Source organism: Streptomyces sp. NPDC021096, from assembly GCF_040641275.1.
In the GTDB taxonomy this organism is placed as follows: Bacteria; Actinomycetota; Actinomycetes; order Streptomycetales; family Streptomycetaceae; genus Streptomyces.
Genome location: NZ_JBFADG010000007.1, coordinates 80229 through 106787 on the forward strand (window position 1 = coordinate 80229; position 26559 = coordinate 106787).

The 26559-nt window shown below is 72.0% G+C and carries 25 protein-coding genes and 1 tRNA gene; 13 read left to right on the forward strand and 13 right to left on the reverse strand.

What is annotated here, in order from left to right:
- Positions 1 to 109 precede the first annotated feature (109 nt).
- From AB0G59_RS13160 to pdhA, 4 genes are all read right to left on the reverse strand, one after another.
- Positions 110 to 964: an NTP transferase domain-containing protein gene (locus AB0G59_RS13160; RefSeq protein WP_360910990.1), complete on the reverse strand. Its 855-nt coding sequence runs from the start codon at positions 962 to 964 to the stop codon at positions 110 to 112.
- 145 nt (positions 965 to 1109) lie between these two features.
- Positions 1110 to 2552 carry a dihydrolipoamide acetyltransferase family protein gene (locus AB0G59_RS13165; protein WP_360910992.1) on the reverse strand — a complete coding sequence of 481 codons (1443 nt, stop codon included), beginning with the start codon at positions 2550 to 2552 and terminating at the stop codon, positions 1110 to 1112.
- The gene (locus AB0G59_RS13170; RefSeq protein WP_360910994.1) at positions 2552 to 3604 is read right to left on the reverse strand and encodes an alpha-ketoacid dehydrogenase subunit beta; all 1053 of its coding nucleotides are present in this window, start codon (positions 3602 to 3604) and stop codon (positions 2552 to 2554) included. Before AB0G59_RS13170 ends, AB0G59_RS13165 begins: the two co-directional genes overlap by 1 nt.
- Complete coding sequence (gene pdhA, locus AB0G59_RS13175; protein ID WP_360910995.1) at positions 3601 to 4770, reverse strand: pyruvate dehydrogenase (acetyl-transferring) E1 component subunit alpha; 1170 nt, start codon at positions 4768 to 4770, stop codon at positions 3601 to 3603. The genes AB0G59_RS13170 and pdhA overlap by 4 nt, the downstream gene beginning before the upstream one ends.
- A gap of 170 nt (positions 4771 to 4940) precedes the next feature.
- On the opposite strand from pdhA, the gene AB0G59_RS13180 reads away from it, so the two are divergent.
- Positions 4941 to 5447 (forward strand): Lrp/AsnC family transcriptional regulator, encoded by a 507-nt coding sequence (locus tag AB0G59_RS13180; protein ID WP_071963696.1) that lies wholly within the window; start codon positions 4941 to 4943, stop codon positions 5445 to 5447.
- Between the two features lie 100 nt (positions 5448 to 5547).
- Here the strand turns inward: AB0G59_RS13180 and AB0G59_RS13185 are convergent, their stop codons facing one another.
- A complete protein-coding gene (locus AB0G59_RS13185; RefSeq protein ID WP_360910998.1) occupies positions 5548 to 6141 on the reverse strand; it encodes a TetR/AcrR family transcriptional regulator in 594 nt (197 codons plus the stop codon).
- 2 nt (positions 6142 to 6143) lie between these two features.
- Positions 6144 to 7667 carry a 3-hydroxyacyl-CoA dehydrogenase gene (locus tag AB0G59_RS13190; RefSeq protein ID WP_360911000.1) on the reverse strand — a complete coding sequence of 508 codons (1524 nt, stop codon included), beginning with the start codon at positions 7665 to 7667 and terminating at the stop codon, positions 6144 to 6146.
- A gap of 174 nt (positions 7668 to 7841) precedes the next feature.
- Between AB0G59_RS13190 and paaN the strand changes: the two genes are divergently transcribed.
- Complete coding sequence (paaN, locus tag AB0G59_RS13195; protein ID WP_360911002.1) at positions 7842 to 9545, forward strand: phenylacetic acid degradation protein PaaN; 1704 nt, start codon at positions 7842 to 7844, stop codon at positions 9543 to 9545.
- A gap of 5 nt (positions 9546 to 9550) precedes the next feature.
- Here the strand turns inward: paaN and AB0G59_RS13200 are convergent, their stop codons facing one another.
- The 3 genes from AB0G59_RS13200 to AB0G59_RS13210 are packed head-to-tail and all read right to left on the reverse strand — an operon-like array spanning position 9551 to position 12187.
- Positions 9551 to 10312 (reverse strand): TrmH family RNA methyltransferase, encoded by a 762-nt coding sequence (locus tag AB0G59_RS13200; RefSeq protein ID WP_360911004.1) that lies wholly within the window; start codon positions 10310 to 10312, stop codon positions 9551 to 9553.
- 4 nt (positions 10313 to 10316) lie between these two features.
- Positions 10317 to 11513, reverse strand: coding sequence for an HTTM domain-containing protein (locus tag AB0G59_RS13205; RefSeq protein WP_360911006.1), 1197 nt, complete (start codon positions 11511 to 11513; stop codon positions 10317 to 10319).
- Positions 11510 to 12187: a DUF5819 family protein gene (locus AB0G59_RS13210; RefSeq protein ID WP_360911008.1), complete on the reverse strand. Its 678-nt coding sequence runs from the start codon at positions 12185 to 12187 to the stop codon at positions 11510 to 11512. The genes AB0G59_RS13205 and AB0G59_RS13210 overlap by 4 nt, the downstream gene beginning before the upstream one ends.
- A 200-nt stretch (positions 12188 to 12387) precedes the next feature.
- On the opposite strand from AB0G59_RS13210, the gene paaA reads away from it, so the two are divergent.
- The 6 genes from paaA to AB0G59_RS13240 all read left to right on the forward strand — a co-directional run bounded on the left by paaA (position 12388) and on the right by AB0G59_RS13240 (position 17134).
- Positions 12388 to 13338, forward strand: coding sequence for a 1,2-phenylacetyl-CoA epoxidase subunit PaaA (gene paaA / locus AB0G59_RS13215; RefSeq protein ID WP_360911010.1), 951 nt, complete (start codon positions 12388 to 12390; stop codon positions 13336 to 13338).
- Positions 13335 to 13622 carry a 1,2-phenylacetyl-CoA epoxidase subunit PaaB gene (paaB, locus tag AB0G59_RS13220; protein WP_071963689.1) on the forward strand — a complete coding sequence of 96 codons (288 nt, stop codon included), beginning with the start codon at positions 13335 to 13337 and terminating at the stop codon, positions 13620 to 13622. Before paaA ends, paaB begins: the two co-directional genes overlap by 4 nt.
- Positions 13619 to 14320 (forward strand): 1,2-phenylacetyl-CoA epoxidase subunit PaaC, encoded by a 702-nt coding sequence (paaC, locus tag AB0G59_RS13225; RefSeq protein WP_360911012.1) that lies wholly within the window; start codon positions 13619 to 13621, stop codon positions 14318 to 14320. Before paaB ends, paaC begins: the two co-directional genes overlap by 4 nt.
- Positions 14314 to 14811, forward strand: coding sequence for a 1,2-phenylacetyl-CoA epoxidase subunit PaaD (gene paaD, locus AB0G59_RS13230; RefSeq protein ID WP_360911014.1), 498 nt, complete (start codon positions 14314 to 14316; stop codon positions 14809 to 14811). The genes paaC and paaD overlap by 7 nt, the downstream gene beginning before the upstream one ends.
- The gene (gene paaE, locus AB0G59_RS13235; RefSeq protein ID WP_360911016.1) at positions 14811 to 15896 is read left to right on the forward strand and encodes a 1,2-phenylacetyl-CoA epoxidase subunit PaaE; all 1086 of its coding nucleotides are present in this window, start codon (positions 14811 to 14813) and stop codon (positions 15894 to 15896) included. The genes paaD and paaE overlap by 1 nt, the downstream gene beginning before the upstream one ends.
- A gap of 104 nt (positions 15897 to 16000) precedes the next feature.
- Complete coding sequence (locus tag AB0G59_RS13240) at positions 16001 to 17134, forward strand: acyl-CoA dehydrogenase family protein (protein ID WP_360911018.1); 1134 nt, start codon at positions 16001 to 16003, stop codon at positions 17132 to 17134.
- A gap of 63 nt (positions 17135 to 17197) precedes the next feature.
- Here AB0G59_RS13240 and AB0G59_RS13245 read toward each other — a convergent pair whose 3' ends face one another.
- The 4 genes from AB0G59_RS13245 to AB0G59_RS13260 form a co-directional block, all read right to left on the reverse strand.
- On the reverse strand, positions 17198 to 17542 hold the full coding sequence (locus AB0G59_RS13245; protein ID WP_360911020.1) for a rhodanese-like domain-containing protein: 345 nt from the start codon (positions 17540 to 17542) through the stop codon (positions 17198 to 17200).
- Between the two features lie 10 nt (positions 17543 to 17552).
- Positions 17553 to 18362, reverse strand: a complete 810-nt coding sequence (locus AB0G59_RS13250) for a hypothetical protein (protein ID WP_360911022.1) — start codon at positions 18360 to 18362, stop codon at positions 17553 to 17555.
- A gap of 147 nt (positions 18363 to 18509) precedes the next feature.
- A complete protein-coding gene (locus AB0G59_RS13255; RefSeq protein ID WP_360911024.1) occupies positions 18510 to 19907 on the reverse strand; it encodes a DUF2252 domain-containing protein in 1398 nt (465 codons plus the stop codon).
- A 275-nt stretch (positions 19908 to 20182) separates the two neighbouring features.
- Positions 20183 to 20269: transfer RNA gene (locus tag AB0G59_RS13260), tRNA-Leu, on the reverse strand.
- 341 nt (positions 20270 to 20610) lie between these two features.
- Here AB0G59_RS13260 and AB0G59_RS13265 point away from each other — a divergent pair.
- The 5 genes from AB0G59_RS13265 to AB0G59_RS13285 all read left to right on the forward strand — a co-directional run bounded on the left by AB0G59_RS13265 (position 20611) and on the right by AB0G59_RS13285 (position 26492).
- Positions 20611 to 21450: a DUF3662 and FHA domain-containing protein gene (locus AB0G59_RS13265; RefSeq protein ID WP_360911026.1), complete on the forward strand. Its 840-nt coding sequence runs from the start codon at positions 20611 to 20613 to the stop codon at positions 21448 to 21450.
- Positions 21451 to 21460: 10 nt separating this feature from the next.
- Positions 21461 to 22003 carry an FHA domain-containing protein gene (locus AB0G59_RS13270; RefSeq protein WP_360911028.1) on the forward strand — a complete coding sequence of 181 codons (543 nt, stop codon included), beginning with the start codon at positions 21461 to 21463 and terminating at the stop codon, positions 22001 to 22003.
- A gap of 76 nt (positions 22004 to 22079) precedes the next feature.
- The gene (locus AB0G59_RS13275) at positions 22080 to 23609 is read left to right on the forward strand and encodes a Stp1/IreP family PP2C-type Ser/Thr phosphatase (protein ID WP_360911030.1); all 1530 of its coding nucleotides are present in this window, start codon (positions 22080 to 22082) and stop codon (positions 23607 to 23609) included.
- Between the two features lie 40 nt (positions 23610 to 23649).
- On the forward strand, positions 23650 to 25044 hold the full coding sequence (locus AB0G59_RS13280; RefSeq protein WP_360911256.1) for an FtsW/RodA/SpoVE family cell cycle protein: 1395 nt from the start codon (positions 23650 to 23652) through the stop codon (positions 25042 to 25044).
- On the forward strand, positions 25041 to 26492 hold the full coding sequence (locus tag AB0G59_RS13285) for a penicillin-binding transpeptidase domain-containing protein (protein WP_071963678.1): 1452 nt from the start codon (positions 25041 to 25043) through the stop codon (positions 26490 to 26492). Before AB0G59_RS13280 ends, AB0G59_RS13285 begins: the two co-directional genes overlap by 4 nt.
- Positions 26493 to 26559 lie beyond the last annotated feature (67 nt).

Here is a 26559-nt window from a genome sequence, read left to right on the forward strand (position 1 = left end):
CGCCGCTCATCGGCAAGCAGGGCCAAAGCCTCATCCGTGGCCCGGTCCAGCGCGGCATCACCGTCCGTCCCCGGCGCACCTTCCGACGGGGGCCCGAAATCCCACCCTGTCATGACGCCTCGTCAGAGGACCGGGTCTCCTCGGCCCAGCGCGCGGCCAGCGCCACCGCTTTGCCGGCCGCCTCGGCCACCTCCTCCGGACCACCACCACGCTGCGCGGCGGCGTATCCGACCAGGAAGGTCGTCAGTGGCGCGGCAGGACGCGCCACACCGTGCGCGGCGTCGCGCGCGAGGTCGAGGAGGCCGACCGTGTCGACATCGAGTTCGATGCCCAGCTCGGCCTTGACCGCGGCAATCCATTCATCCAGCACGCTCCCATCGTCCCTGATGCGCGCGCGGGCCGTGCCGATGTCCTCCCAGGTGTCGCAGTCGAAGGACGCGGTGGGGTGGTGCAGCCGGCCGAGCGCCAGCTCGGCGGTGAGCAGCCGCAGCGGCAGACCGCCGAGCGTGCCGTGCTCCGCGACGAGCAGCCCCAGCTCGCGCAGCAGCGGCTCCGAACGGTACGCCCCCACGAGCGGCTGCTCCCGCCCGTCACCGTCGACGACCACCACCCCTTCGGCCCCGGCCCCGGCCCCCTCGAGCCCCGCCAGCAACGCCCGTACCGCGTCCTCCCCCAGAAACGGCAGATCGGCGGAGAGGACGAGCACCCGCTCCGCCCGCACGTGCCGCAACCCGGCGGCCAGCCCGGCGAGGGGCCCGCCGCCCGGGGGCTCCTCGCGCGCCCAGATCACCGGCCGGACCGTGGGGCGGCGCGGGCCGACCACCACCGTCCGTGCCGCACCGCCGCAGGCACCCAGCACACGGTCGAGCAGTGACCGCCCGCCGACCCGCACCGCGGGCTTGTCCGCCCCGCCCAGCCGCCGTGCCGCGCCTCCGGCCAGTACTACCGCGTCGTAAACCGTCACCCGTCGAGTATGGCGAGACCGGCACGGACACGACCGGCCAGGCGGAGGCGAGCGGTCAGGCGGAGGCGAGCGGTCAGGCGGACGCGATCGGTCAGGCGGACGCGAGCAATCAGGCCGACGCGACCGGTCACGTGCACGCGGTCGGTCAGAGGGACCGCAGCAGCACCGCCGGCTGCTCGACACAGTCGGCCACGTAGCGCAGGAAGCCGCCCGCCGTGCCGCCGTCGCACACCCGGTGGTCGAAGGTGAAGGACAGCTGCACCACCTGCCGCACCGCCAGCTCTCCCTCGTGCACCCAGGGCTTGGGCGATATTCGGCCGACGCCGAGCATCGCGGCCTCGGGATGGTTGAGGATCGGCGTGGATCCGTCGACGCCGAACACCCCGTAGTTGTTGAGGGTGAACGTGCCGCCGGTCAGCTCGGCCGGGCTGAGTTTGCCCGCCCGCGCGGCCTCCGTGAGCCGGGCCATCTCGACCGACAGCTCGACGGCGTTGCGCGCGTTGGCGTCCCGTACGACGGGGACGACCAGGCCGCGCTCGGTCTGGGCGGCGAAGCCCAGATGGACGTCCGGAAGCGTGACGATCTCCTGCGCCTCGGTGTCGACCGTCGCGTTCAGCTCGGGGTACTTCGCGAGCGCCGCCGTGCAGATCCGGGCCAGCAGGGCGAGGAGCGACACCTTGGCCCCGCCGGACGCGTTCATCGCCCGACGGGCGGCCATCAGCTCCGTGGCGTCCGCGTCCACCCAGCACGTGGCGTCCGGGATCTCGCGGCGGCTGCGGCTGAGCTTCTCCGCCACGGCTCCGCGCACACCGCGCAGCGGCACCCGCAGACCGTCCGGCACCCGCCGGCCGCCCGCCACCCGACGGCCGGCCCGGGCCGCGGGACGCGCCGCCTGGCCCGCGTGAGCAGCCGGGACGGCGCCCGCGACGGCCGCCGCGACCCGCACCTCCTGCGCTCCCTGGGCCACGGCCTCGACATCGGCGCGGGTGATCAACCCGTCCGGTCCCGTGCCGCGCACCGAGGTCAGATCCACGCCGCGTTCCCGCGCGAGACGCCGTACGAGCGGGGAGATGACCGCGATGGCACCCGGTACGGGCGCCCGTTCGGCGGGCCGCCCCACCTCGCGGACCGGAGGACGTACCCGGCGGCGCCGCGCCGAGGGCGCCTGCGTGCCGTAACCGACCAGCACATTGCCCGAGCCCTCGTCCCCGCCACCGGATCCGGCCCCGTCCGCGTGCGCGGTCTCGGAGCCCGCCCCCGCCCCGGCCCCGGGCGCGCCCCCTGCGGAACGCACGGCCGAGCCGCTCCCGGGACCGGGCGCCGAGCCCCCGGCACTCCCCGACTCGCCCACCGCCACGGTCAGCAGCGGCGCGCCGACCGGCAGTTCCGCGCCCTCCTCGCCGAAGCGGGCGGTGACCACGCCCCCGTAGGGGCAGGGGACCTCCACCATCGCCTTCGCCGTCTCGACCTCGACCACCGGCTGGTCGACGGCGACGACGTCGCCGACGCTCACCAGCCAGCGGACGACCTGTGCCTCCGTGAGCCCCTCGCCCAGGTCGGGCAGCGTGAACTCGCGCACCACCGCCATCAGCGCGCACCACTTCCATATGCGTTGTCGTCAGAGGTCCATTGCGCTTCCCACTGCAGTCGCGCCACCGCGTCCAGGACCCGGTCCACGCCCGGCAGATGGTGCTTCTCCAGCATCGGCGGCGGGTACGGGATGTCGAATCCCGCCACCCGCAGCACCGGCGCCTCCAGATGGTGGAAACAGCGCTCGGTGATCCGTGCCGCGATCTCCCCGCCCGGGCCGCCGAAGCCCGTCGACTCGTGCACGACCACGGCCCGGCCGGTGCGCCGTACGGACGCGCAGACGGTCTCCTCGTCGAACGGCACCAGCGACCTCAGGTCGACGACCTCCAGGTCCCAGCCCTCCGCGGTGGCCGCCTCGGCCGCCTCCATGCAGACGGGCACGGACGGCCCGTAGGTGATGAGCGTCGCGGACGTGCCGGGCCTGCGGACGACCGCGCGGCCGATGCCCGGCACCGGCTCCGGGCGTTCCGGGTCCCAGCCCGCCTTGGACCAGTACAGCCGCTTGGGCTCCAGGAAGATCACCGGGTCGTCGGAGGCGATCGCGGCGCGCAGCAGCCCGTAGGCGTCGGCGACGGTCGCCGGGGCGACGACGTGGAGTCCGGGAGTGGCCAGGTAGTAGGCCTCGGAGGAGTCGCTGTGGTGCTCGACGCCGCCGATGCCGCCGCCGTAGGGGACCCGCACGGTGATCGGCATGGGCATCGCGCCGCGCGTCCTGTTGCGCATCCGCGAGACGTGGCTGATGAGCTGCTCGAAGGCGGGGTAGGCGAAGGCGTCGAACTGCATCTCCACCACGGGCCGCAGCCCGTACATGGCCATGCCCACGGCCGTCCCGAGGATGCCCGCCTCGGCGAGCGGCGTGTCCGTGCAGCGGTCCTCGCCGAACTCCTTGGCCAGGCCGTCGGTGACCCGGAAGACGCCGCCCAGCGTGCCGACGTCCTCGCCGAGGACGTGGACGGCGGGGTCGTCGGCCATGGCGTCGCGCAGCGCCCGGCCGAGAGCCTGCGCCATGGTGGCGGGCTTGGGACCGGTTTCGACGGGCGCGGTGGTCATCGCTGCCTTCCTTCCTGGGGGCCGCCCTCCAGGGGGCCCGGGAGCTCCCCCGCGGCAGTCAGCTCAGCACGCAATTGTGCTGCCTGCTCGCGCAGTTGGGCAGTCTGTTCGGCGTAAACATGTGTGAACAGTTCCATCGGGTCGAGCACGGGGTCCTGGTTCATCCGCTCGCGCAGATCGGCGGCCATCCGCTCGGCGGCCTCCTGCTCGTCCCGTATCGCCGCGTCGTCCAGCAGCTCGCGGCGGGTCAGCTCCCGTTCCAGCAGGGCGATCGGGTCGTGGGCGCGCCAGGCCTCGACCTCGGCGTCGCTGCGGTAGCGGGTGGCGTCGTCGGCGTTGGTGTGGGCGTCGATGCGGTAGGTGACGGCCTCCACCAGCGTGGGGCCGCCGCCGGCCCGGGCCCGGCGCACGGCTTCGGCGAGGACCTGATGGACGGCCGCGGCGTCGTTGCCGTCGACGAGCCGGCCGGGCATGCCGTACCCGACGGCCTTGTGGGCGAGGGAGGGCGCGGCGGTCTGCTTGGCGAGCGGCACGGAGATGGCGAAGCCGTTGTTCTGCACGAAGAAGACGACCGGCGCCCGCCACACGGCGGCGAAGTTGAGCGCCTCGTGGAAGTCGCCCTCGCTCGTGCCTCCGTCGCCGACCATGGCGAGCGCGACGACGTCGTCCCCCTTGAGCCGGGCGGCGTGGGCCAGCCCGACCGCGTGGGGGAGCTGGGTGGCGAGCGGGGTGCACAGCGGGGCGACGCGGTGCTCGTGCGGGTCGTAGCCGGTGTGCCAGTCGCCGCGCAGCAGGGTCAGGGCCTGCACGGGGTCCAGGCCCCGCACGACGGCGGCCAGGGTGTCGCGGTAGCTGGGGAAGAGCCAGTCGCGCTCCTCCAGGGCCAGCGCGGCGGCGACCTCGCAGGCCTCCTGCCCGGCGGAGGAGGGGTAGACGGCCAGCCGGCCCTGGCGGGTGAGGGCGGTGGCCTGGGTGTTGTAGCGGCGCCCGCGCACGAGCTGGCCGTACAACCTCCTGAGCAGGTCGGGGTCGAGCCCGTCGGCGGCGTCGGTACCCAGCAGCCGGTACGGCTCCGCGTCGGGCAGCAGCGGGGCGGGGTCGGTCCGGGGTTGCCAGGCCGGGGGCGGACTGGGCCGGTACGAGCCGGGCTGCTCCAGAACCGTCATGACGAGCACCTCCTCTTGGGACGAGCTTGACCGGAAAGCGTCCTGCGCTCTCCCTACCGATTGTTCGGTCGTTGGCACTTTTTGGCTACAGGCGGCCCGAGCCTGTGGACAAACGGTTCTCCACAACTTGAGATATGAACAGGACGTCCATGAAGGGGAGGCATGGCGGTATGCCGGACGAACAGATGGCCACGTCGGGCGGCAGACCGGCCGCCCGCCCGCTCGACGACATCGACCGCTCGATCCTGCGGATGCTGCAGAGCGACGGACGGGCCTCGATACGGTCGGTGGCCGAGCGTGTGCACGTCTCGCGGGCCAACGCCTACGCCCGGATCAACCGGCTCATCGACGACGGCGTCATCAAGGGCTTCGGCGCCCGGATCGACCAGGAGCGGGCAGGGCACGGCGCCTCGGCGTACATCACCCTGAAAATCGTGCAGAACTCCTGGCGCACGGTCCGCGAGGAGCTGCGGGAACTGCCGGGGGTGGCCCACATGGCCCTGGTGAGCGGCGATTTCGACGTCCTGCTGCTCGTCCACACCCGGGACAACCGCGCCCTGCGGGAGCTCGTCCTGACCCGCATCCAGGCCATGGACGAGGTGCTCAGCACCCGGACGCTCCTGGTCTTCGAGGAGACGGACCTCAAGGAGGACCGTCCGCTCGACGAAGGCCGGTAGTGGACGGCGGCCGGACGCTCCCTTCCGGCGGACGCCGGACACGACGGCCGCCCGGCAAGGGAGGGCCCTGCCGGGCGGCCGGTAAACCGCTGCTAGCGGGCTAGCGGTACGTGCGCAGGCCGACGAAGGCCGTGTGGACCACGGCGTCGGCCACCTCGTCGCTGGTGGCGGCCCCACCGCGCTCCGGCCGGTACCACTCCACAACGGAATTGATCATTCCGAAGAGCAGCCGGGTCGCCAGCCGGATGTCCACGTCCTCCCGGAGGTCGCCGTCCGCGGCGGCCTCCTTCAGCAGCTCGGCCACCTGGTGGTCGAACTCGCGGCGGCGCTCCATCGCCCAGCGCTCGGTGTCGGTGTTGCCCCGTACGCGCAGCAGCAGCGTCACATAGGGCAGCTCGGCCATCAGCACCTCGACCGTGCGCCGGGTGACGTACTCGAGCCGGTCGATCGCCCTGCCGTCGGTGGCGCCGGGCTCGTCCAGGACCGCGAAGAGCCCGTCCAGGGCGCGGCTTATGGCAAGCCGCAGCAGCTCTTCCTTGCCCTTGACGTGGTGGTAGATGGAGGACTTGGAGATGCCGGCCGCCTTGGAGAGGTGCTCCATGGAGGTGCCGTCGTAGCCCCGCTCGTTGAACACCTTGACGGCGACCGCGAGCAGCGATTCGGGCGTGTAGGTGTCGCGCTTGGCCATGGTCATGATTACAGCAGGCTCTCCTTGACGGCCGCACGACGGCGGAGGGGCTGACAGGCGGCGTAGCGGCCGCCCGGGTACTCGTGGTCCATGTTCCGCAGGAACCGGTCGAGCCAGTCGGTGTCCAGGGCCCGGCTCCACTCCAGCGGGCCGAGGGGGTAGTTCACGCCCTTGCGCATGGCGGTGTCGATGTCCTCACGGCTCGCCACACCGCGCCCGGCCGCGTCCTCGGCGAAGTCGACGAGCAGGGCGACCGTCCGGGCGACGATCATGCCGGGGGCGTCCCTGATGACGCTGACCTTCTTGCCCAGGGCCTGGAACAGGCCGACGGCCGCCTCGACCTCCTCCTTCGGCGCGGTCGCGGAGGGCGCGAGGGCGACACGGGTGCAGGTGCGGTAGTCGAGGGCTAGATCGACGTCGATGCGCGGGCCCAGGCAGGCCGTGTTCGTGGGGCCCCGGCCGTCGGCGAGGGCGAGCCGGGTGCCGCCCGGCAGGACGAGGCAGCCGTCGAAGGTCCCCTCGCCGCTGTCGCGGGTCACCTCGATGCCGGCTTCCTCGATCATCGCGGGCAGGACGGCGGCGGGCCCAAACAGGCCGGGCCGGTGGCCGACCGCCCGGGGCGCCGGACACGGTTCGGCCGTGTGCGGCGCGGGCGCGGCGGCGCCCTCCCCGTGGTCGTACCAGCCCCGGCCCGTTTTCCGCCCCAGCAGGCCGGCCTCCACGAGCCGCTGCTGGGCGAGCGAGGGCGTGAACTTCGGGTGGTGGAAGAAGGCCTCGTACACCGAACGGGTGACGGCGTTGTTCACATCCTGGCCGATGAGATCGGTCAGCTCGAAGGGGCCCATGGCGAAGCCGCCGCTCTCGCGCAGTACCGCGTCGATCGTGGCGGGGTCCGCGACGCCCTCCTCGTACAGGCGGAAGGCCTCGGCGTAGAAGGGCCGGGCGATGCGGTTGACGAGGAAACCGGGGGTGTCGGCGCAGCTCACGGGCGTCTTGCCCCAGGCGGCCACGGTGGCCCGGGCGCTCTCGGCGACCGCCGCGTCCGTGGCGTGGCCCCGGACGACCTCCACGAGCGGGAGGAGCGGGGCGGGGTTGAAGAAGTGCAGGCCGACGAACCGGCCGGGCAGGCGGAGGGCGCCCGCGACCGCGGTCACGGACAGGGAAGAGGTGTTGGTAGCGAGCACGCAGTCGTCTGGAACGACCGATTCCAGCTCACCGAAGAGCTTCTGCTTGGCGGTGAGTTGCTCGAGAATCGCCTCGATGACGAGCGCGGAGCCGGCGAGGTCGGTCAGCTGTGCGGCAGGGCGCAGGCGGGCGAGTGCCGCGTCCCGGCCGGCCGCGTCGAGCCTGCCCTTGTCCACGAGCCGGCCGAGGCGCGCGGCGATCGACCGCGCCGCCTCCTCCGCCCGGCCGGGGGCGGCGTCGTACAGCCGCACGGGATGCCCGGCGACCAGGGCGACCTGGGCGATTCCCTGCCCCATGGTGCCCGTGCCGACGACGGCGACGGTGCGTGCCGGGTCGATTGGGGTCATGTCAGTGATCCTCCCCGATGAGTTGTCCACAGGTTTGCCGGGCCCCCTTGTCCCGACCGATCGTTCGGTTACTGTATCCATCGGGGGTGCTTCTGGCTCCCCGAACGCTGTCGCCCGATCCCTGTCGCCCTAGTCGCACTGTCAGAGCCCCGCTCGACGAGGAGTTGGTCAGACGTGACCGCCGGACTCACCACCGCCCAGTTGATCGAGAAGCATCTCCCCACGCTCGACCAGGCCCTGGACGCCATCCGTACGCGCGCCTACTGGTCCCCCTACCCCGAGCACCCGAAGGCCTACGGCGACGGCCAGGGGGTGCCCGGCAGCCTCGACGCCGCCGGCGGCCAGGCCTCCTTCGACGCCCTGCGCGGCAAGCGCTTCGAGCTGGACCAGCCCGGCACGGACGGCTGGACGGGCACGGAGGTCTCGCCCTACGGCCTGGAGCTGGGCGTCGAGTATCCGCACGCCGACATCGATGTCCTGCTGCCCGCCCTGCGCGCGGCCATGCCCGAGTGGCGCAAGGCCGGGCCGAAGGCGCGGGCCGCGGTCTGTCTGGAGATCCTCGCGCGGATCAACGCCCGTACGCACGAGATCGCCCACACGGTCATGCACACCAGCGGCCAGGCGTTCATGATGGCGTTCCAGGCCGGCGGGCCGCACGCCCAGGACCGCGGTCTGGAGGCCGTCGCCTACGCCTATGCAGCCCAGGCCGCCGTGCCGGGCTCCGCGGAGTGGGTCAAGCCGCAGGGCAAGCGCGATCCCCTGGCGCTGGCCAAGGAGTTCACGGCCGTGCCGCGCGGCGTCTCGCTGCTCATCGGCTGCAACACCTTCCCCACGTGGAACGGCTATCCCGGTCTGTTCGCCTCGCTCGCCACCGGCAACGCCGTGCTGGTCAAGCCCCACCCGCGCGCGGTGCTGCCGCTCGCCCTGACCGTGCGCATCGCGCGCGAGGTGCTGGGCGAGGCCGGGTTCTCCCCCGACCTGGTCGCCCTGGCCGCCGAGCGGCAGGACGAGGGCATCGCCAAGACCCTGGCGGTGCGCCCGGAGATCCGCATCATCGACTACACCGGCTCCACCGCCTTCGGCGACTGGCTGGAGGCCAACGCCCGTCAGGCGCAGGTCTTCACCGAGAAGGCCGGGGTCAACACGGTCGTCGTCGACTCCACCGACGACTACAAGGGCATGCTCTCCAACCTGGCCTTCTCCCTGTCCCTGTACAGCGGCCAGATGTGCACCACCCCGCAGAACCTGCTGATTCCCCGCGAGGGCATCGGCACCGACGCCGGCCACAAGTCGTACGACGAGGTGGTGGCCGACCTGGCCACCGCCGTGGACAAGCTGCTGGGTGACGACGCCCGGGCCAACGCCCTGCTCGGCGCCATCGTCAACGACCAGGTCAAGGCCCGTATCGACGCCGCCGCACAGCTGGGCGAGGTCGTCCTGGCCTCCCGTTCCGTGGCCAACCCCGACTTCCCCGGCGCCACGGTCCGCACCCCCGTCATCGTCAAGCTCGACGGAGCCAAGCCCGACGCCGAAGCGGCCTATTTCTCCGAGTGCTTCGGGCCGGTGGCGTTCGCGGTGGCCGTCGACTCGGCCGCCGACGCCGTGGAGCTGCTGCGCCGCACGGTGCGGGAGAAGGGCGCGATGACGGTCGGCGCGTACACGACCTCGGCGGAGGTCGAGCAGCTGGTCGAGGAGGCGTGCCTGGAGGAGTGCGCCCAGCTCTCCCTCAACCTGACGGGCGGGGTGTACGTCAACCAGACGGCCGCCTTCTCCGACTTCCACGGCTCCGGCGGCAACCCGGCGGCCAACGCGGCGCTGTGCGACAGCGCGTTCGTCGCCACCCGCTTCCGCACGGTGGAGGTGCGCCGCCAGGCCTGAACCCGTCAGACGGGAGCCGGCCCGCCCCAGTGGAAGAGCGTCATGGCGACGCTGGTGGCGAGGTTGTAGCTGGAGACCTGGGGACGCATGGGCAGGGCGACCAGCCGGGTCGCCCTGGCCCGCAGCTCCGGCGAGATGCCGTGCCGCTCGGAGCCGAAGGCGATCAGCGCGTCGTCCGGTACGGGCACGGACCGGATGTCGTCGCCCTCCGGGTCGAGGACGTACAGCGGCCCGGGCGGCAGCTCCTCGAGGGGCAGCCGCTCGACGGCCGTGGCGTAGTGCAGCCCGGCGCCGGACCGCACGGCGTTGGGGTGCCAGGGGTCGATGTCGCCGGTGGTGACCACGCCGGTGGCCCCGAAGCCTGCGGCGAGACGGATCACGGCGCCGACGTTGCCCAGGTTGCGGGGGTTGTCCAGGACGACGACGGGCGCGGTGCGGGGCAGCCGCGCCAGGGCGTCGAGGTTGGCCCGGCGGTCGCGGCGGGCGGCCAGGGCGGCGACCCCGGTGGGATGCACCCGCGGCACCAGCTCGCGCAGGGTCTGCGCGGGCACCTCCACCAGGAGGTCGTCGAGCGTGTCCGTCAGGTCGTCGGCCAGGTCGGCCGCGAGCTCCAGGGCGGACGCCTTGTCACTAGTGACGGCGGGGCCCACGTCCGCTCCGAAGCGCAGGGCGTGCTTGAGCGCGTGAAAGCCGTCGAGCAGCACGGCGCCGGGTGCGTCGGCGGCCCATCGTCGCAGTACAGCGGCACCGACGTCGTCCTGGGTCATGCCCTCACCCTACGATCCGCTGCTCGGGCAACAATTCAGCCCCTCCGGCGTTTGAGGAGCGGGGTCCGGGGCGGAGCCCCGGAAAGCGCACCCCCACCCGCCCGAGCCTCCGCAGGAACGAGGTCGGCAGGAACACCGCATCGGCCACGATCATCGCCAACGAAAAGAACGGCAGCCCCAACAGCACCGCGATGCCCACGTGCTCGGCCATCATCACCACCAGCAACACGTTCTTCACCCGCCGGTTCAGCAACGTGAAGGGGAAGGCGACCTGCGCGGCCACCGTGCCGTAGCTGAGCAGCAGCACGATGATCCCGCTGGCGGCCAGCGCGTGGGAGAGCCAGGGCCACGGCGAGAAGTAGTCGATGTGCATCGGGTAGTACAGGGCGGTGCCGTCCTGCCAGCGCGAGCCCTGGACCTTGTACCAGCCGGCCGTGGCGTAGATCAGACAGACCTCCGCCATGATGACCAGCAGCGCGGCGTTGTGCGCGAGATGGGCCAGCGTGTCCAGCACCGTCCTGGGCTCGCCGGGGGCGTAGCGCACCGCCGCCCACCACAGGCCGTGGATCAGCCAAAGGCCCCACAGCGCGGTCGCCCAGCCGAGGCCCGGCAGCGGCCCTTCGTCCGTCCACCCCAGGCCCGCGCCGCCGTGGACCTGTGCGGCGGCGAGCGCGAGGCCGCAGACCGTCCACAGCACGATGCCGGGCACGTCCCGGCCGTCCTGGCTCCCGGCCCGGCGGGCGGCGCGCCGGGCGTCGAGGGACCAGACCTGGCCGCAGCGCGTGAGCACGGTGTAGAGGGCCATCAGGTGGATGACGTTGTCGCCGCCGTCGCCGATGAAGACGCTGCGGTTCTGCAGCGACAGCACACAGAGCATCGAGAGCACGGACATGGTCCGGGTGCGCCACCCGAGCATCAGCAGGGCGCTGGAGACGACGGCCAGCGCGTAGACGCCCTCGAACCACATCGGGCTGTCGGACCACAGGAGCGCGGTGAAGGCGTGGTTGTCGCCGGTCAGCTGCCGGGCCATCCCCCCGCTCCAGGGGGCGTCGGGCCCGTACAGCTCACGGCGGTTGGGCCACTCGCGGAGCAGGTAGCACAGCCAGACGAAGGAGAGGCCGATGCGGATGACGGCCGTCTGGTACGGGCCGAGTGAGGAGCCGGTGGCGCGGGCGAGCCCTCGCGTCAGAGAGTTGATCACCGGGTGCTCACCTCCGCGAGGTCGGCGGTGGTGACGGGCCACCAGCCCAGCACGCGGTAGACGGGCTTGGTGTCGGCCTTCTCGTCGCTCCACGGCGGCGGGGCGATGGCCGTGGTCACGGACCGCACCTGTACCCGCTCCACCGGACGACCGTCCCGTGCGGGGCCGAGCCGGGAGGCGACGATGCGGCGTATGTACTGCTCGGAGAGGCGGCCGCGCAGGCCGTTGGGCTGCTCACGGGCGTCGTGGGTGTTGGCGTAGAAGTCCCAGGCGCGGCGGAGTTCGTTCTGCCGCGTGTGGCTGGGGAGCGGGTTGTGGAGGATGGCGGCGCCGTCCTGTGCGGAGAGGTCGGTCCAGGGGGTGACGGTCGTCCGGCCGTCGGGGCCGCGCAGCTCGGCGCGGGCCTGGACGGCGACGTTCTGCTGGAGGGGGTTGGGGGCGAAGAACTTCCAGTTCTGTTCGTACTCCGGATAGACGTAGTCGTCGATCGCCGCCGCGTACTGCTTGCTGACCGTGTTCGGCGGCGCGACGTGCAGGAACATCATTCCCAGGTGTACGGCAGCCGCCAGGCCCACCACCGCGACGCCGGCCGCGACGACGATGCGTGACGGCAGGGACAGCCCCTCCAGTCCGGCGTCCCCGCCGGCCCGCTCGCGCCCGTCGTCCCTCTCCATACCCGCCCCGATTCCGCTCGCCGCACCGATGCCATGTGCACGCCGGGCGCCCCGGCGTGCACCCGAACGGTACCGACGCCGCCCCACGCGGCACAGCGCCCCCGGGTTATCCACAGGGTTGACAGGCCCCGGGCCCCGATCCACCATTGAACCGAACGATCGGTCGGTAGGGAGATACGGGAGAAGCGAGGGGGCACGGCATGACGACGATTGCGCCGGAGGCAAGGACACCCGAGGCGGTGTTCGAAGCCGCCGTGGCCGCCGACGAGCGCATCGAGCCACGCGACTGGATGCCCGACGCCTACCGCGCCACCCTGGTCCGCCAGATCGCCCAGCACGCCCACTCCGAGATCATCGGCATGCAGCCCGAGGCCAACTGGATCACTCGGGCGCCCTCGCTGCGGCGCAAGGCGATCCTCATGGCCAAGGTCCAGGACGAGGCGGGCCACGGCCTGTACCTCTACAGCGCCGCCGAGACCCTCGGCACGAGCCGCGAAGAGCTGCTCGACAAGCTGCACGCGGGCCGCCAGCGCTACTCCTCGATCTTCAACTACCCCACGCTGACCTGGGCGGACGTAGGTGCCATCGGCTGGCTCGTGGACGGCGCGGCCATCACCAACCAGGTCCCGCTGTGCCGCTGCTCCTACGGGCCCTACGCCCGCGCCATGGTCCGCATCTGCAAGGAGGAGTCCTTCCACCAGCGCCAGGGCTATGAACTGCTGCAGGCCCTGAGCAGGGGCACCGAGGCCCAGCACGCCATGGCCCAGGACGCGGTGGACCGCTGGTGGTGGCCCTCCCTGATGATGTTCGGCCCGCCCGACGACGAATCGGCGCACTCCGCCCAGTCCATGGCCTGGAAGATCAAGCGCCACTCCAACGACGAGCTGCGCCAGCGCTTCGTCGACATATGCGTCCCCCAGGCCGAGTCGCTGGGGCTCACGCTCCCCGACCCGGACCTGCGGTGGAACGAGGAGCGCGGACACCACGACTTCGGCGCCATCGACTGGGACGAGTTCCACGAGGTGCTCCGGGGCAACGGCCCCTGCAACGACCAGCGGATCAGCGTGCGCCGGCAGGCGCACGAGGAAGGCGCCTGGGTGCGCGAGGCAGCCGCCGCTTACGCGGCCAGGCATGGGGAGGCGAAGGCATGACCGGCACCGACTGGCCGCTGTGGGAGGTGTTCGTGCGCAGCAGGCGGGGCCTGTCGCACACCCACGCCGGCAGCCTGCACGCACCGGACGCGGAGATGGCGCTGCGCAACGCCCGCGATCTCTACACCCGGCGCTCCGAGGGCGTCTCGATCTGGGTGGTGCCCTCCACCGCGGTCACCGCCTCCTCGCCCGACGAGAAGGACCCCTTCTTCGAGCCCGCCGCCGACAAGCCCTACCGGCACCCCACCTTCTACGACATCCCCGAGGGGGTGCGGCACCTGTGACCGCCGCACTGGCTCTCGGCGACGACGCGCTGGTCCTTTCCCACCGGCTCGGCGAGTGGGCCGGGCACGCGCCCGTGCTCGAGGAGGACGTCGCCCTCGCCAACATCGCCCTCGATCTGCTCGGCCAGGCCCGCACCCTGCTCTCCCTCGTCGGCGACGAGGACGAGCTGGCCTTCCTCCGCGAGGAGCGCGCCTTCCGCAACGTCCAGCTCGTCGAGCAGCCCAACGGCGACTTCGCCCACACCATGGCCCGGCAGCTGTACTTCTCCGTCTACCAGCACCTGCTGTACGCGGAGCTGGCCGCCACGGACGGACCGCTGGCCCCCCTGGCGGCGAAGGCCGTCAAGGAGGTCGCCTACCACCGCGACCACGCCGAGCACTGGATCCTACGGCTCGGCGACGGAACGCAGGAGAGCCACGCCCGGATGCAGCACGGCCTGGACGCCCTGTGGCGGTTCACGGGCGAGCTGTTCGAGCCGGTCGAGGGCGTGCCCGTGGACTGGACCGCGCTGCGCGACGGCTGGCTGACCGGGGTGACGGGCGTCGTCGAGCAGGCCACCCTGACCCTCCCCGTCGGTCCTCAGGCGGGCGCGTGGACGGCGGGCGCGGGCCGGCAGGGCATCCACACCGAGCCGTTCGGCCGGATGCTCGCCGAAATGCAGCATCTGCACCGCAGCCACCCGGGGGCGACATGGTGAGCGCACCCACCCCCCTCGAAGAGGAACTCCGGGCCCTGGCCGGAGCCGTCCCCGACCCCGAGCTGCCGGTCCTGACCCTGGCGGAGCTGGGCGTGCTGCGCGCCCTGCACGTCACCGCCCCCGGCCATGTGGAGGTGGAGCTCACCCCCACCTACACCGGCTGCCCCGCGATAGAGACGATGTCGGCGGACATCGAGCGGGTGCTGCGCGAGCGCGGCATCCCCGAGGTCGAGGTGCGCACGGTCCTCGCCCCGGCCTGGTCCACGGACGACATCACCGCCGAAGGGCGGCGCAAGCTGGAGGAGTTCGGCATAGCGCCGCCGGGGCCGGCCGGCGCATCCGGTCCGGTCATGGTCGGCCTGGGCATCCGCTGCCCCCACTGCGGTTCCACCGACACCACGCTGCTGAGCCGCTTCTCCTCCACCGCCTGCAAGGCACTGCGCCGCTGCGAGGCCTGCCGCGAACCGTTCGACCACTTCAAGGAGTTGTGATGGCAGCGGCCCGCCATGGCGCCTTCCACCCGCTGCGGGTGGCAGCCGTCGAACCGCTCACCGACGACTCGGTCGCCGTGACCCTCGCGGTGCCCGCCGAGCTGCGCGAGACCTTCCGCCACGCACCGGGCCAGCACCTCGCCCTGCGCCGCACCGCGGGCGGCGCCGAGATACGCCGTACGTACTCCATCTGCGGACAGGCCCCGGGCCCGGACGGGCCGGGGACGCTACGGGTGGCGGTGCGGCTGGTGGACGGCGGGGTGTTCTCCACCTACGCGCTCAAGGAGCTGGCCACGGGGGACACCGTGGAGGTGATGGCACCGGCCGGACGGTTCGTGCTGGAGCCCCGCCCGGGGCACTTCGCCGCCATCGTCGGAGGCAGCGGCATCACTCCCGTGCTGTCCATCGTCTCGACCCTGCTGGCGCGCGAGCCCCAGGCACGGTTCTGCCTGATCCGCAGCGATCGCACCACCGCCTCGACGATGTTCCTGGACGAGGTCGCCGACCTCAAGGACCGCTATCCGGACCGGTTCCAGCTCATACAGACCCTCTCCCGCGAGGAGCAGCAGGCCGGTCCCGCCTCCGGGCGGCTGGACGAGGAACGGCTGGCCCGGCTGCTGCCGGCACTGGTGCCGGTGGAAGCGGTCGACGGCTGGTTCCTGTGCGGGCCCTTCGGGCTGGTGCGGGGTGCCGAGCGGGCGCTGCGCGGGCTCGGGGTCGCCCGGGACCGGATCCACCAGGAGATCTTCCATGTGGAGGAGGCCCCGCCCGGCGCCCAGGCGCCCACGGCGGTGGCTCCGGCGCCCGAGCACAGCACGGTGACCGCGAAGCTGGACGGACGGGGCGGCAGCTGGCCGGTGCGGGACGGGGAGTCGCTGCTGGAGACCGTGCTGCGCAACCGGGCCGACGCGCCGTACGCCTGCAAGGGCGGGGTGTGCGGGACGTGCCGGGCCTATCTGGTCTCGGGCGAGGTGCGCATGGACCGCAACTTCGCGCTGGAGCAGGAGGAGCTGGACGCCGGGTATGTGCTGGCCTGCCAGTCGCATCCGGTCACGGAGAAGGTGGAGCTGGACTTCGACCGCTGAGCCTGTTCCCAATTCCGGGCGCCTGCCCTACCTTGACCTCGACTTGACGGACCGTCAGATCCATAGAGCCGGGCCGGCACGGCGGGCGAGAGGAGCGGGGCGCAGTGGACTTCACCTTCACCGAGGAACAGCGGGCCGTGGTCGAGGCGGCCCAAGCCGTGCTGGCCGGGGTCGCTCCCGACGGAGTACCCAGCCCCGCCCTGGTCCCGGGTGCCGTCGCCGAGGACATCGACCGCGCCCTGTGGCGCCGGCTCGCCGACGCCGATCTGCTGAGCCTGCCGCTGCCGGCCGAGCACGGCGGCGCGGGGCTCGGGCCGATCGCCCTGTGCCTGCTGCTGCGCGAGGCCGGCAAGGTCCTGGCCCGCGTCCCGCTCCTGGAGACGGGCGCGGCCGCCCTGGCCCTGCGCACCTACGGCTCGCCCGCCGCGCACCGGCTGCTGCCCCTGATCGGCCGGGGCGAGCTCGTCGTCACCGTGGCCTCCAGCGGCCGCACCGGCCATGACGCGGCCGAACTGGCCGTCACCGCCCGCTCCGACAGCGACGGGCACTGGCTCCTCGACGGCGTCCAGACCGCCGTCCCCTGGGCCCGCAGCGCCGACCGCGTCCTGCTTCCCGCCCACACCGCCACGGGCCGCACCGTGCTGGCCCTGATGTCCCCCGGCCTGCCCGGCATCTCCCTCACCGACCAGGTCTCCACCAACGGCGAGCGCTATGCCGAGATCAGCCTGGACTCCGTGCGCGTCGACGGCGAGGACGTCATCAGCGCGGACGGCGCCTGGGAGTGGCTGCGCGGCGTCCTGACGACCGGCACCTGCGCCCTGGCGCTCGGCGTCGGCACGGCCGCGGCCCGGATGACCAGTGCGTACGCGAGCAAGCGCGAGCAGTTCGGCCATCCCATCGCCACGTTCCAGGCGGTCGCGGTCCAGGCGGCCGACCGCTACATCGATCTCCAGGCGATGGAGGCCGCCCTCTGGCAGGCCGCGTGGCGGATCGAGTCCGGCGCGCCCGGCGCGCTCCCGGCCGCCGCCGACATCGCCGTCGCCAAGATCTGGGCCTCGGAAGGGGTGCGCAGGATCGTCCAGACCGCACAGCATCTGCACGGCGGCTTCGGCGCGGACACCGACTACGCCCTGCACCGCTACCACGCCTGGGCCAAGCAGCTGGAGCTCTCGCTGGGCCCGGCCGCCGCCCACGAGGAGGCCCTGGGCGACCTGCTGGCCGCCCACCCGCTCGGCTGAGGCCGGGACGAACGAGTGAAGCCCCCGGCCGCCGAACAGCCGGCCGGGCCGGCTGCCCGCTCGCTAGATGACCGCGCCGACGGCGCCGTCCGCCGCCACGACCGGGCGGCCCGCGGCGGCCCAGTCCTGCATGCCGCCGGCCACGTTCGCCGCGTCCAGGCCCTGCTGCACCAGATACGCGGTGACCTGCGCCGAACGGCCGCCGGAGCGGCAGATGACGTTGATCCGGCCGCCCTCGGGGGCCTTCTCCGTCAGATCACCGAAGCGCGCCACGAAGTCGCTCATCGGGATGTGCAGCGCACCCTCGGCGTGCCCTGCCTGCCACTCGTCGTCCTCGCGGACGTCCAGCAGGAAATCATCGGACGAGAGAGCGTCGACAGCGACCGTGGGAACACCGGAACCAAACATGCCCCCGACGCTACCCGACCAGCGAGGCCAGCCGGGCCTCCCGCTCGGCGATCTGCGCCACGAGCCCGTCGGCGATCTCCGCCAGCAGCCCGTCCGGGTCGTCCGGCGCCATTTTGATCATCGCGCCGATCGCGGACGACTCCAGCTCCGCCGCCACCGCCGCCAGCAGCTCCTTGCGCGCGGCCAGCCACTCCAGCCGTTCGTAGAGCTCCTCGCCGCGGCTCGGGCGCCGCTGCGCGGGCAGCGGACCGGCCGCCCACTCCTCGGCCAGCTCCCGCAGCAGCACCTCGTTGCCGTCGCCGTACGCGGCGTTCACCCGCACGATGAAGGCCTCGCGCCGCTGCCGGTCGGCCTCGTCCAGCGCCAGGTCGGGATGGGCCTTGCGGACCAGCTCACGGAACGCGCGCCGGGCCTCGTCGCTGGGCCGCACCCGCTTGGGCGGCTGCACCGGCCGCTCGGTCAGCATCGCGGACGCCTCGGGCGAGAGGCCCTCGCTGTCCATCCAGCCGCCGAACAGCTGCTCCACCTCCGGCATCGGCTGCACCAGCCCCCGGGCCTCCCGGGCCCGCCGCAGGTCCTCGGCGTCGCCCGAGCGCGCCGCGACCGCCTCCGCGATCAGCGCCTCCAGCTCGTCGAGTCGGGCGTACATCGGGCCGAGGCGCTGGTGGTGCAGCCGGGAGAAGTTCTCGACCTCCACCCGGAAGGTCTCCACCGCGATCTCGAACTCGATCAGCGCCTGCTCTGCCGTCCGCACGGCCTGCGCGAGCCGCTCGGCGGCGGGATCCTCGGCCTGGCTCTGTTCGGCTTCCGCATTCGTCACCCGCCCAGCGTACGAGGTGGGCCGACGGGCCGGAGCACGCTCCTCGATCACCGGAGAGGCGAATTCCGGCCCTTCCGACGCGGCCCTTCCGACCAGGGCGGATCCCCTCCCGCGGGACGGATCCGCCCAGAGCGGCACACCCCCGTCCTACACTCCCGTCTCCGCCGCCAGCCGCCCGCCGCGCACCGCCGCGACCAGCTCCGCGTGGTCCGCCTCCGTACGGTCCGCGTAGGCCATGGCGAAGGAGGCGACGGCCTCGTCCAGCTCGTCCCCCTTGCCGCAGTAGCCGGCTATCACCAGAGGATCCGCGCTGTGCGCGTGCGCCCGGGCCAGCAGCGCCCCCGTCATCCGCGCGTAGTCGTCGATCTCGCCGGGAGCCAGGGCCGCCGGGTCCACGCTCCCCTTGCGGTTGCGGAACTGCCGCACCTGGTACGGCCGCCCCTCGACCGTCGTCCAGCCCAGCAGCACATCGCTGACAACCTGCATCGACTTCTGCCCGAGCACCACGCGCCGCCCCTCGTGCCCGGCGGTCCCCGCGGGGAAGCCCGCCTTCTGCGCGTACGGCAGCAGGACCGAGGGCCGCGCCTCCTTCACCTGCAGCACCAGCGCCTCGCCCCGGTGGTCGAGCAGCAGCACCACATAGGACCGCAGCCCCACGCTGCCCGTCCCCACCACCCGGAACGCCACGTCCTGTATCTCGTGCCGGGCCAGCAGCGGCAGCAGATCCACCGGCAGCGTGCCCACGTACTCGCCGAGCGAGGACGCCACCGCCGCCGCCTCCCGCTCGGGCACCCGGCGCAGCACGGGCGGGGCGTCCACGAACCGCCGCCCGCCCCGGCCGTCCCGCTCGGTGGCCTTCGCCGCGAAGCGCGCGCTCGTGTTCCGCCGGGCCTTCTCCGCGACCCGCTCCAGCGTGCCCATCAGCTGGTGGGCGTCGGCGTGGGAGACGAGTTCCTCATCCGCGATGGCGTTCCACGCCGCGGTCGCCGGCATGCGGGCCAGCAGTCGCATCGTGTGCCGGTAGGCGCCCACCGCGTCCCGCGCCGCGGCCCGGCAGCCGGGCTCGTCCGCCCCCGCCTCCCGGCCGGCCAGCACCAGCGAGGCGGCGAGCCGCTTCACGTCCCACTCCCACGGTCCGTGGAGGGTCTCGTCGAAGTCGTTCAGGTCGATGACCAGTTCGCCGCGGGCGTCGCCGTACAGCCCGAAGTTGGCGGCGTGCGCGTCGCCGCAGAGCTGGGCGCCCACGCCGGTGACGGGCGAGTCCGCCAGGTCGTAGCCCATCAGCCCGGCCGAGCCGCGCAGGAAGGCGAAGGGGGAGGCGGCCATGCGGCCGACGCGGATCGGCGTCAGCTCGGACAGCCGGCCGGCGTTGGCGGCCTCGACCGACTCCACCGCGCCGGGACGCCCGGCCCCGGGCTTCCAGTCCGCGTGCGCGGACCTGGGCACCCGCTCCCGCAGCGCCTTCCCGGCGGCCTTGCCGGCCCTGCGGCTCTCACCCCCGGCCACCGGCCGAGCGAATCCCGGTACGTACGGCAGTCGCGACATCGCGGCGCCACCTCCCCTTCACCACGGCGCGGCCTCGCGCGGGCGTCAACTGCCCCTGACCGTACCGTCGCGTCCCCGGGCGCACAGGAGGTGTGGGTGCCGCATCTCACAGCGCGAACGGCGCGGGACGCGGCACGCGGAACACGCCCGCGAAACCGGCGATGGACAACGGGCCGGCAGCGCGGAAGGAGGCCGGAGAGAACGGCCGGGAAAAAGCCGCGGGGAAAGCACCGGGGAAAAACAAAGCTCCCCAGGTCCGAAGACCTGGGGAGCGATGGTGCGCGAGGGGGGAGTTGAACCCCCACGCCCTTTCGGGCACTGGAACCTGAATCCAGCGCGTCTGCCTATTCCGCCACCCGCGCATGGGTGCGTCTTCCGGTTTCTGGACCTTTGCCCGGCGTTTCCGCCCGGTTCGTGTCCGTTCGCCTTTCGACATGCAGAACATTAGCACGCTCCGGAGGGTGCCTTCACACGCGTTGCCGACCGCCCGTGGCCCGGGGGGCCGCGAGGAGGGCTCCGGTTGCGGGACACTGGCGTCAGGCCGCCTCTACGATCCCCCGTAGGCGGGCGCGCGAAGGCGACACTCGTCACTCCTGGCGCCGAAGGGGAACCAGCCGTTTTCCCGACGCGTGGATACGATCAGTAAGCAGTATCAGGAACGACACTGAGCATCAGAGACGTCACTGAGGGAAGGAGGTGCCCCGTGGGAGTACTGAAGCGCTTCGAGCAGCGACTCGAGGGTCTCGTGAACGGCACCTTCGCCAAGGTGTTCAAGTCCGAGGTGCAGCCTGTCGAGATCGCGGGCGCACTCCAGCGGGAGTGCGACAACAACGCCACGATCTGGAACCGTGACCGCACCGTCGTCCCGAACGACTTCATCGTCGAACTGAGCGCACCTGACTTCGAGCGGCTCAGCCCGTACTCGGGCCAGCTCGGCGACGAGCTGTCCGGCATGGTCCGCGACTACGCCAAACAGCAGCGGTACACCTTCATGGGGACCATCAAGGTCCACCTGGAGAAGGCCGACGATCTCGACACCGGTCTGTACCGGGTGCGCAGCCGCACCCTCGCCTCCAGCGAGTCGCAGGACCCGCACGGCCGGCCGCAGGCCGGGCCGCGCACCTCGGGCGGAGCCGTCACCAACGGCGCCGGCTACCCGGCGCAGCCCGCCGGCCCGCCGCCCATGCCCACGTCCCCGCCGCCCGGCGCCCGCCCCCAGCCGCGCAGTGGCGGTCCGGGGCCCGGCGCCGTACCGGGGACGCAGACGCGCCGCTGGATCGAGATCAACGGCACCCGTCACCAGATCTCGCGGCCCACCCTGGTGCTGGGCCGCAGCACCGAAGCGGACGTACGCATCGACGACCCCGGCGTCTCCCGCCGGCACTGCGAAATCCGGGTCGGCACCCCCGCGACGGTCCAGGACCTGGGGTCGACCAACGGCATCGTGGTGGACGGACAGCACACCACGCGCGCTACGCTCCGCGACGGCTCGCGCATCGTCGTGGGCAGCACCACCATCGTTTATCGGCAAGCCGAAGGGTGAAGCGGGGGCAATGTCAGAGCTGACCCTCACGGTCATGCGGTTGGGTTTCCTCGCCGTACTGTGGCTGTTCGTCATCGTGGCCGTACAGGTCATCCGCAGCGATCTGTTCGGGACCCGCGTCACACAGCGCGGATCCCGTCGCGGCGGTGACGGCGGACGGCCGCAGCGCGCGCAGCAGCAACAGCAGCAGCAGACCGCGCCGCCGCAGCAGCGCCAGCAGCAGGCCGGCGGCCGCCGTGCCGACCGCGGCCGCCGTGGCGCGCCCACCAAGCTGGTGGTCTCCGAAGGAACCCTCACCGGCACCACCGTCGCCCTGCAGGGCCAGACGATCTCCCTCGGTCGCGCGCACGACTCGACGATCGTGCTGGACGACGACTACGCCTCCAGCAGGCATGCCAGGATCTATCCCGACCGCGACGGCCAGTGGATCGTCGAGGACCTCGGGTCGACCAACGGCACGTATCTCGACCGCACCCGGCTGACCACTCCGACCCCGATCCCGCTCGGCGCGCCGATCCGTATCGGCAAGACCGTCATCGAGCTGCGGAAGTAGTAGGACCCATGACGACCGGAGGGTGGGCAGCGTGGCTGGGAAGGGGCTGTACCCGGAGCCGACGGGCGAGGTGCGCATGAGTCTGTCTCTGCGTTTCGCCGCCGGATCGCACAAGGGCATGATCCGGGAGGGCAACGAGGATTCCGGTTATGCCGGCCCCCGGCTGCTCGCCATCGCCGACGGCATGGGCGGCCAGGCCGCCGGTGAGGTCGCCTCCTCCGAGGTGATCTCCACTCTGGTCACGCTCGACGACGACGTCCCGGGCTCCGACATCCTCACCTCCCTCGGCAGTGCCGTGCAGCGGGCCAACGAGCAGCTGCGCGTCATGGTCGAGGAGGACCCGCAGCTCGAGGGCATGGGCACCACGCTCACCGCGCTGCTGTGGACCGGGCAGCGCCTGGGCCTGGTGCACGTCGGCGACTCGCGCGCGTACCTGCTGCGCGACGGCGTCCTCACGCAGATCACCCAGGACCACACCTGGGTGCAGCGCCTGGTCGACGAGGGCCGCATCACCGAGGAAGAGGCCACCACCCACCCGCAGCGCTCCCTGCTGATGCGCGCGCTGGGCAGCGGCGACCACGTGGAGCCGGACCTGTCGATCCGCGAGGTGCGGGCCGGCGACCGCTATCTGATCTGCTCCGACGGGCTCTCCGGTGTCGTCAGCCACCAGACGATGGAAGAGGCGCTCGCCAGCTACCAGGGGCCGCACGAGACGGTTCAGGAGCTCATCCAGCTCGCCCTGCGCGGCGGCGGCCCGGACAACATCACCTGCATCGTCGCCGACGTCCTCGACGTCGACGGCGGTGACACGCTCGCCGGACAGCTCAACGACACGCCCGTGGTCGTCGGCGCGGTCGCCGAGAACCAGCTGCAGCTGGGCGACGACGGCGCCATGCAGACCCCGGCCGGCCGTGCCGCCGAGCACGCCCGCGCCCACCGGCCCGTACCGTCGCAGGACGGCCCGCACGGCGGCTTCGGGCCGCCCGGCAGCGGCGAGCCGGGCATGGGCGGGATGCCGGACGGCGCGTTCGGCCCGTTCACGGACGAGGACTTCGTCAAGCCGCGCCGCAAGGGCAAGTGGCTCAAGCGGTCGCTGATCATCGCGCTCGCGCTCGGTGTCATCGGCGGCGGCCTGTACGGCGGCTACCAGTGGACCCAGACGCAGTACTACGTGGGCGCCAAGGACAACGACCACGTGGCCGTCTACCAGGGCATCAACCAGGACCTGGCGTGGGTGAGCCTGAGCAAGCTGTACAAGGACCACCCCGAGATCGAACTCAAGTACCTCCCCGTCGACCAGCGCAGCCGTGTCGTGGACACGATCGCGGTCGGCAGCCGGGACCAGGCCCTGCAGAAGGCCAGGGAACTCGGCACGCTCGCCGGCGCCTGCAAGAAGGAAGACGAGCGGCGCAAGGCCGAGCAGCAGCAGCGCGAGAGCGAGAAGCAGAACACCGACCGGACCGGCGGCACGGCCAAGGATCCCGCCAAGGACTCGGCGGAGGCCCGCGCGGGCGCCGCCCAGGCCTCGCCGACCCCGGCTCCGGGCCCCACCCTCAGCGAGGAAGAGCAGAAGTTGGTCCCGCAGTGCAGCAGCGCTCAGCAGTAAAGCCGTAAGGGGCCACGACGCCATGTCAGCGATTCCACCCATGCCGAACACCACCAATACGACGATCAGCAGTGCGGGCCCGCCGAGCAGGCGCAACACCGAGCTCGCCCTGCTGGGCTTCGCCGTGCTCATCTCCTGCTTCGCCTACGCCAACGTCGGCCTGGCCCTGGACGGCGAGATGCCCACGGGCATGCTCGGCTACGGCATCGGGCTCGGCCTGCTGGCGGGCGTCGGTCATCTGGTGGTGCGGAAGTTCGCCCCGTACGCCGACCCGCTGCTGCTGCCGCTGGCCACGTTCCTCAACGGCATCGGCCTGGTCATCATCTGGCGGCTCGACCAGTCGCCGCGCCTTCAGGCCCGTAAGTTCTTCACCGCCAGCGCGACGAACCAGCTGCTGTTCTCGGCACTGGGCATCGCGCTGTTCGTGGCGGTGCTGATCCTGCTGAAGGACCACCGCATCCTCCAGCGCTACACCTACATCTCCATGGTGGTGGCGCTGATCCTGCTGGTGGCCCCGATGTTCTTCCCCGCGAAGTTCGGCGCCCGCATCTGGATCACCATCCCGGGTCTGGGCTCGATCCAGCCGGGCGAGTTCTCCAAGATCGTCCTGGCGATCTTCTTCGCCGGCTATCTGATGGTGAAACGTGACGCCCTGGCCCTGGCCAGCCGCCGCTTCATGGGCCTGTACCTGCCGCGCGGCCGTGACCTCGGCCCGATCCTGGCGGTCTGGGCGTTCTCCATCCTGATCCTGGTCTTCGAGACCGACCTCGGCACCTCGCTGCTGTTCTTCGGCATGTTCGTCGTGATGCTCTACGTCGCGACCGAGCGCACCAGCTGGATCGTCTTCGGTCTGCTGATGTCGGCCGTCGGCGCGGTCGCCGTGTCGACCTTCGAGCACCACGTCCAGCAGCGCGTCGACGCCTGGCTGCACCCCTTCGACGCGTTCAAGGACGGCAGCTCCGACCAGATCGCGCAGGCGCTGATGGCCTTCGGCTCCGGCGGCGTGTTCGGCACCGGCTGGGGCCAGGGCCACTCGGACCTCATCGGCTTCGCCGCCAACTCCGACTTCATCCTGGCCACGGTCGGCGAGGAGCTGGGCCTGGCCGGCGTCATGGCCATACTCCTGGTCTACGGCCTGATCGTGGAGCGCGGCGTACGCACCGCGCTGGCCGCCCGCGACCCGTTCGGCAAGCTGCTCGCCACCGGCCTGTCCGGCGCCTTCGCCATCCAGGTCTTCGTGGTCGCCGGCGGTGTCATGGGCCTCATCCCGCTGACCGGTATGACCATGCCGTTCATGGCGCAGGGTGGTTCCTCGGTCATCGCCAACTGGGCGCTCATCGCCGTGCTCATCAAGATCAGCGACACCGCGCGCCGCCCCGCGCCCGCCCCCGCTCCCTCCCCCGACGCCGAGATGACCCAGGTGGTCCGCCCGTGAACAAGCCCGTGCGCCGGATCGCCATCTTCTGCGGCCTGCTCGTCCTGGCACTGATGATCCGCGACAACTGGATCCAGTTCGTCCAGGCCGACGAGCTCAAGGCCAACAAGCACAACCGCCGCGTCACGATCGCCCGCTACAGCCAGCCGCGGGGCAACATCATCGTCGACGGCCAGGCCGTCACCGGCTCCCAGGAGACCGGTGGCATCGACTTCAAGTACAAGCGCACCTACAAGAACGGCGAGATGTGGGCTCCGGTCACGGGCTACAGCTCGCAGGTGTTCGACGCCAACCAGATCGAGAAGCTCGAGGACAAGGTCCTGACGGGCGACGACGACCGGCTGTTCTTCAACCGGACCGTCGACATGATCACCGGCAAGGGCAAGAAGGGCGGTGACGTGATCACCACCCTCAACACCAAGGCCCAGGAGGCCGCCTTCAAGGGCCTCGGGGACAAGAAGGGCGCCGTCGCCGCCATCGACCCGCGCACCGGCAAGATCCTCGCCCTGGCCTCCACGCCCTCGTACGACCCCTCGCGCATCGCCGGGGCCCAGGACGACAAGGCGTGGAAGGAGCTGCAGGCCGACAAGAGCCAGCCGATGCTCAACCGGGCGCTGAAGCAGACCTACCCGCCGGGCTCCACCTTCAAGGTCGTCACCGCCGCCGCGGCGCTGGAGAACGGCCTCTACAAGGACGTCGACTCCAAGACCGACTCGCCGCTGCCGTGGATCCTGCCCGACACCCGTGTCGCGCTGGAGAACGAGGGCAACATCCCCTGCAAGGAAGCCTCCCTGCGGGTGGCCCTGCAGTACTCGTGCAACACCGTCTTCGGCAAGATCAGCGCCGACCTCGGCAACAAGAAGATGATGGAGACGGCGGAGAAGTTCGGCTTCAACAAGCCGGTCGACACGCCCGTGCGCGCCGTGCCCAGCGTCTACCCCAAGGACAACCGGCCGCAGAACGCCATGGCCGGCATCGGCCAGGCCTCCAACCGCGCCACCCCGCTGCAGATGGCCATGGTCGCCGCCGCGGTCGCCAACAACGGCAAGCTCATGGAGCCGTACATGGTCGACAAGCTGCGCGCGCCGAACCTGAACGTGATCGAGCACCACACGCCGAAGGAAATGAGCCAGCCGATCTCCGCCGACAACGCGCGGAAGCTGCAGAGCATCATGGAGACGGTCGTCGAGAAGGGCACCGGAACCGCCGCTCAGATCAATGGCGTCAAGGTGGGTGGCAAGACCGGTACCGCTCAGCACGGTGTCGACAACAGCGGCAACCCCTACGCGTGGTTCCTGTCCTACGCGAAGACCGGCGACGGCTCGCCGGTCGCCGTCGCCGTCGTCATCGAGGGCTCGGAGACGGTCCGTGACGACATCGCCGGTGGCAAGCTCGCGGCGCCCATCGCGAAGAGCGTGATGGAAGCGGTGCTCAAGACGGAGAAGTGATCCGGCTCACCCTCCGCAGCCGATCACTGCTTTCGTCGGTACCGGTCGTATATCGGGTGGCCGTCGC

Coding starts and splice junctions, on each gene's coding strand:
- AB0G59_RS13165 (WP_360910992.1), bottom strand. CDS start 2,552: ATGGCGGTGGTGCGCGAGTTCACGCTGCCCGACCTGGGCGAGGGGCTC.
- AB0G59_RS13170 (WP_360910994.1), bottom strand. CDS start 3,604: ATGACCACCGCGCCCGTCGAAACCGGTCCCAAGCCCGCCACCATGGCG.
- pdhA (WP_360910995.1), bottom strand. CDS start 4,770: ATGACGGTTCTGGAGCAGCCCGGCTCGTACCGGCCCAGTCCGCCCCCG.
- AB0G59_RS13180 (WP_071963696.1), top strand. CDS start 4,941: ATGCCGGACGAACAGATGGCCACGTCGGGCGGCAGACCGGCCGCCCGC.
- AB0G59_RS13185 (WP_360910998.1), bottom strand. CDS start 6,141: ATGACCATGGCCAAGCGCGACACCTACACGCCCGAATCGCTGCTCGCG.
- AB0G59_RS13190 (WP_360911000.1), bottom strand. CDS start 7,667: ATGACCCCAATCGACCCGGCACGCACCGTCGCCGTCGTCGGCACGGGC.
- AB0G59_RS13200 (WP_360911004.1), bottom strand. CDS start 10,312: ATGACCCAGGACGACGTCGGTGCCGCTGTACTGCGACGATGGGCCGCC.
- AB0G59_RS13210 (WP_360911008.1), bottom strand. CDS start 12,187: ATGGAGAGGGACGACGGGCGCGAGCGGGCCGGCGGGGACGCCGGACTG.
- paaA (WP_360911010.1), top strand. CDS start 12,388: ATGACGACGATTGCGCCGGAGGCAAGGACACCCGAGGCGGTGTTCGAA.
- paaB (WP_071963689.1), top strand. CDS start 13,335: ATGACCGGCACCGACTGGCCGCTGTGGGAGGTGTTCGTGCGCAGCAGG.
- paaD (WP_360911014.1), top strand. CDS start 14,314: ATGGTGAGCGCACCCACCCCCCTCGAAGAGGAACTCCGGGCCCTGGCC.
- paaE (WP_360911016.1), top strand. CDS start 14,811: ATGGCAGCGGCCCGCCATGGCGCCTTCCACCCGCTGCGGGTGGCAGCC.
- AB0G59_RS13245 (WP_360911020.1), bottom strand. CDS start 17,542: ATGTTTGGTTCCGGTGTTCCCACGGTCGCTGTCGACGCTCTCTCGTCC.
- AB0G59_RS13255 (WP_360911024.1), bottom strand. CDS start 19,907: ATGTCGCGACTGCCGTACGTACCGGGATTCGCTCGGCCGGTGGCCGGG.
- AB0G59_RS13270 (WP_360911028.1), top strand. CDS start 21,461: ATGTCAGAGCTGACCCTCACGGTCATGCGGTTGGGTTTCCTCGCCGTA.
- AB0G59_RS13275 (WP_360911030.1), top strand. CDS start 22,080: ATGAGTCTGTCTCTGCGTTTCGCCGCCGGATCGCACAAGGGCATGATC.
- AB0G59_RS13280 (WP_360911256.1), top strand. CDS start 23,650: ATGCCGAACACCACCAATACGACGATCAGCAGTGCGGGCCCGCCGAGC.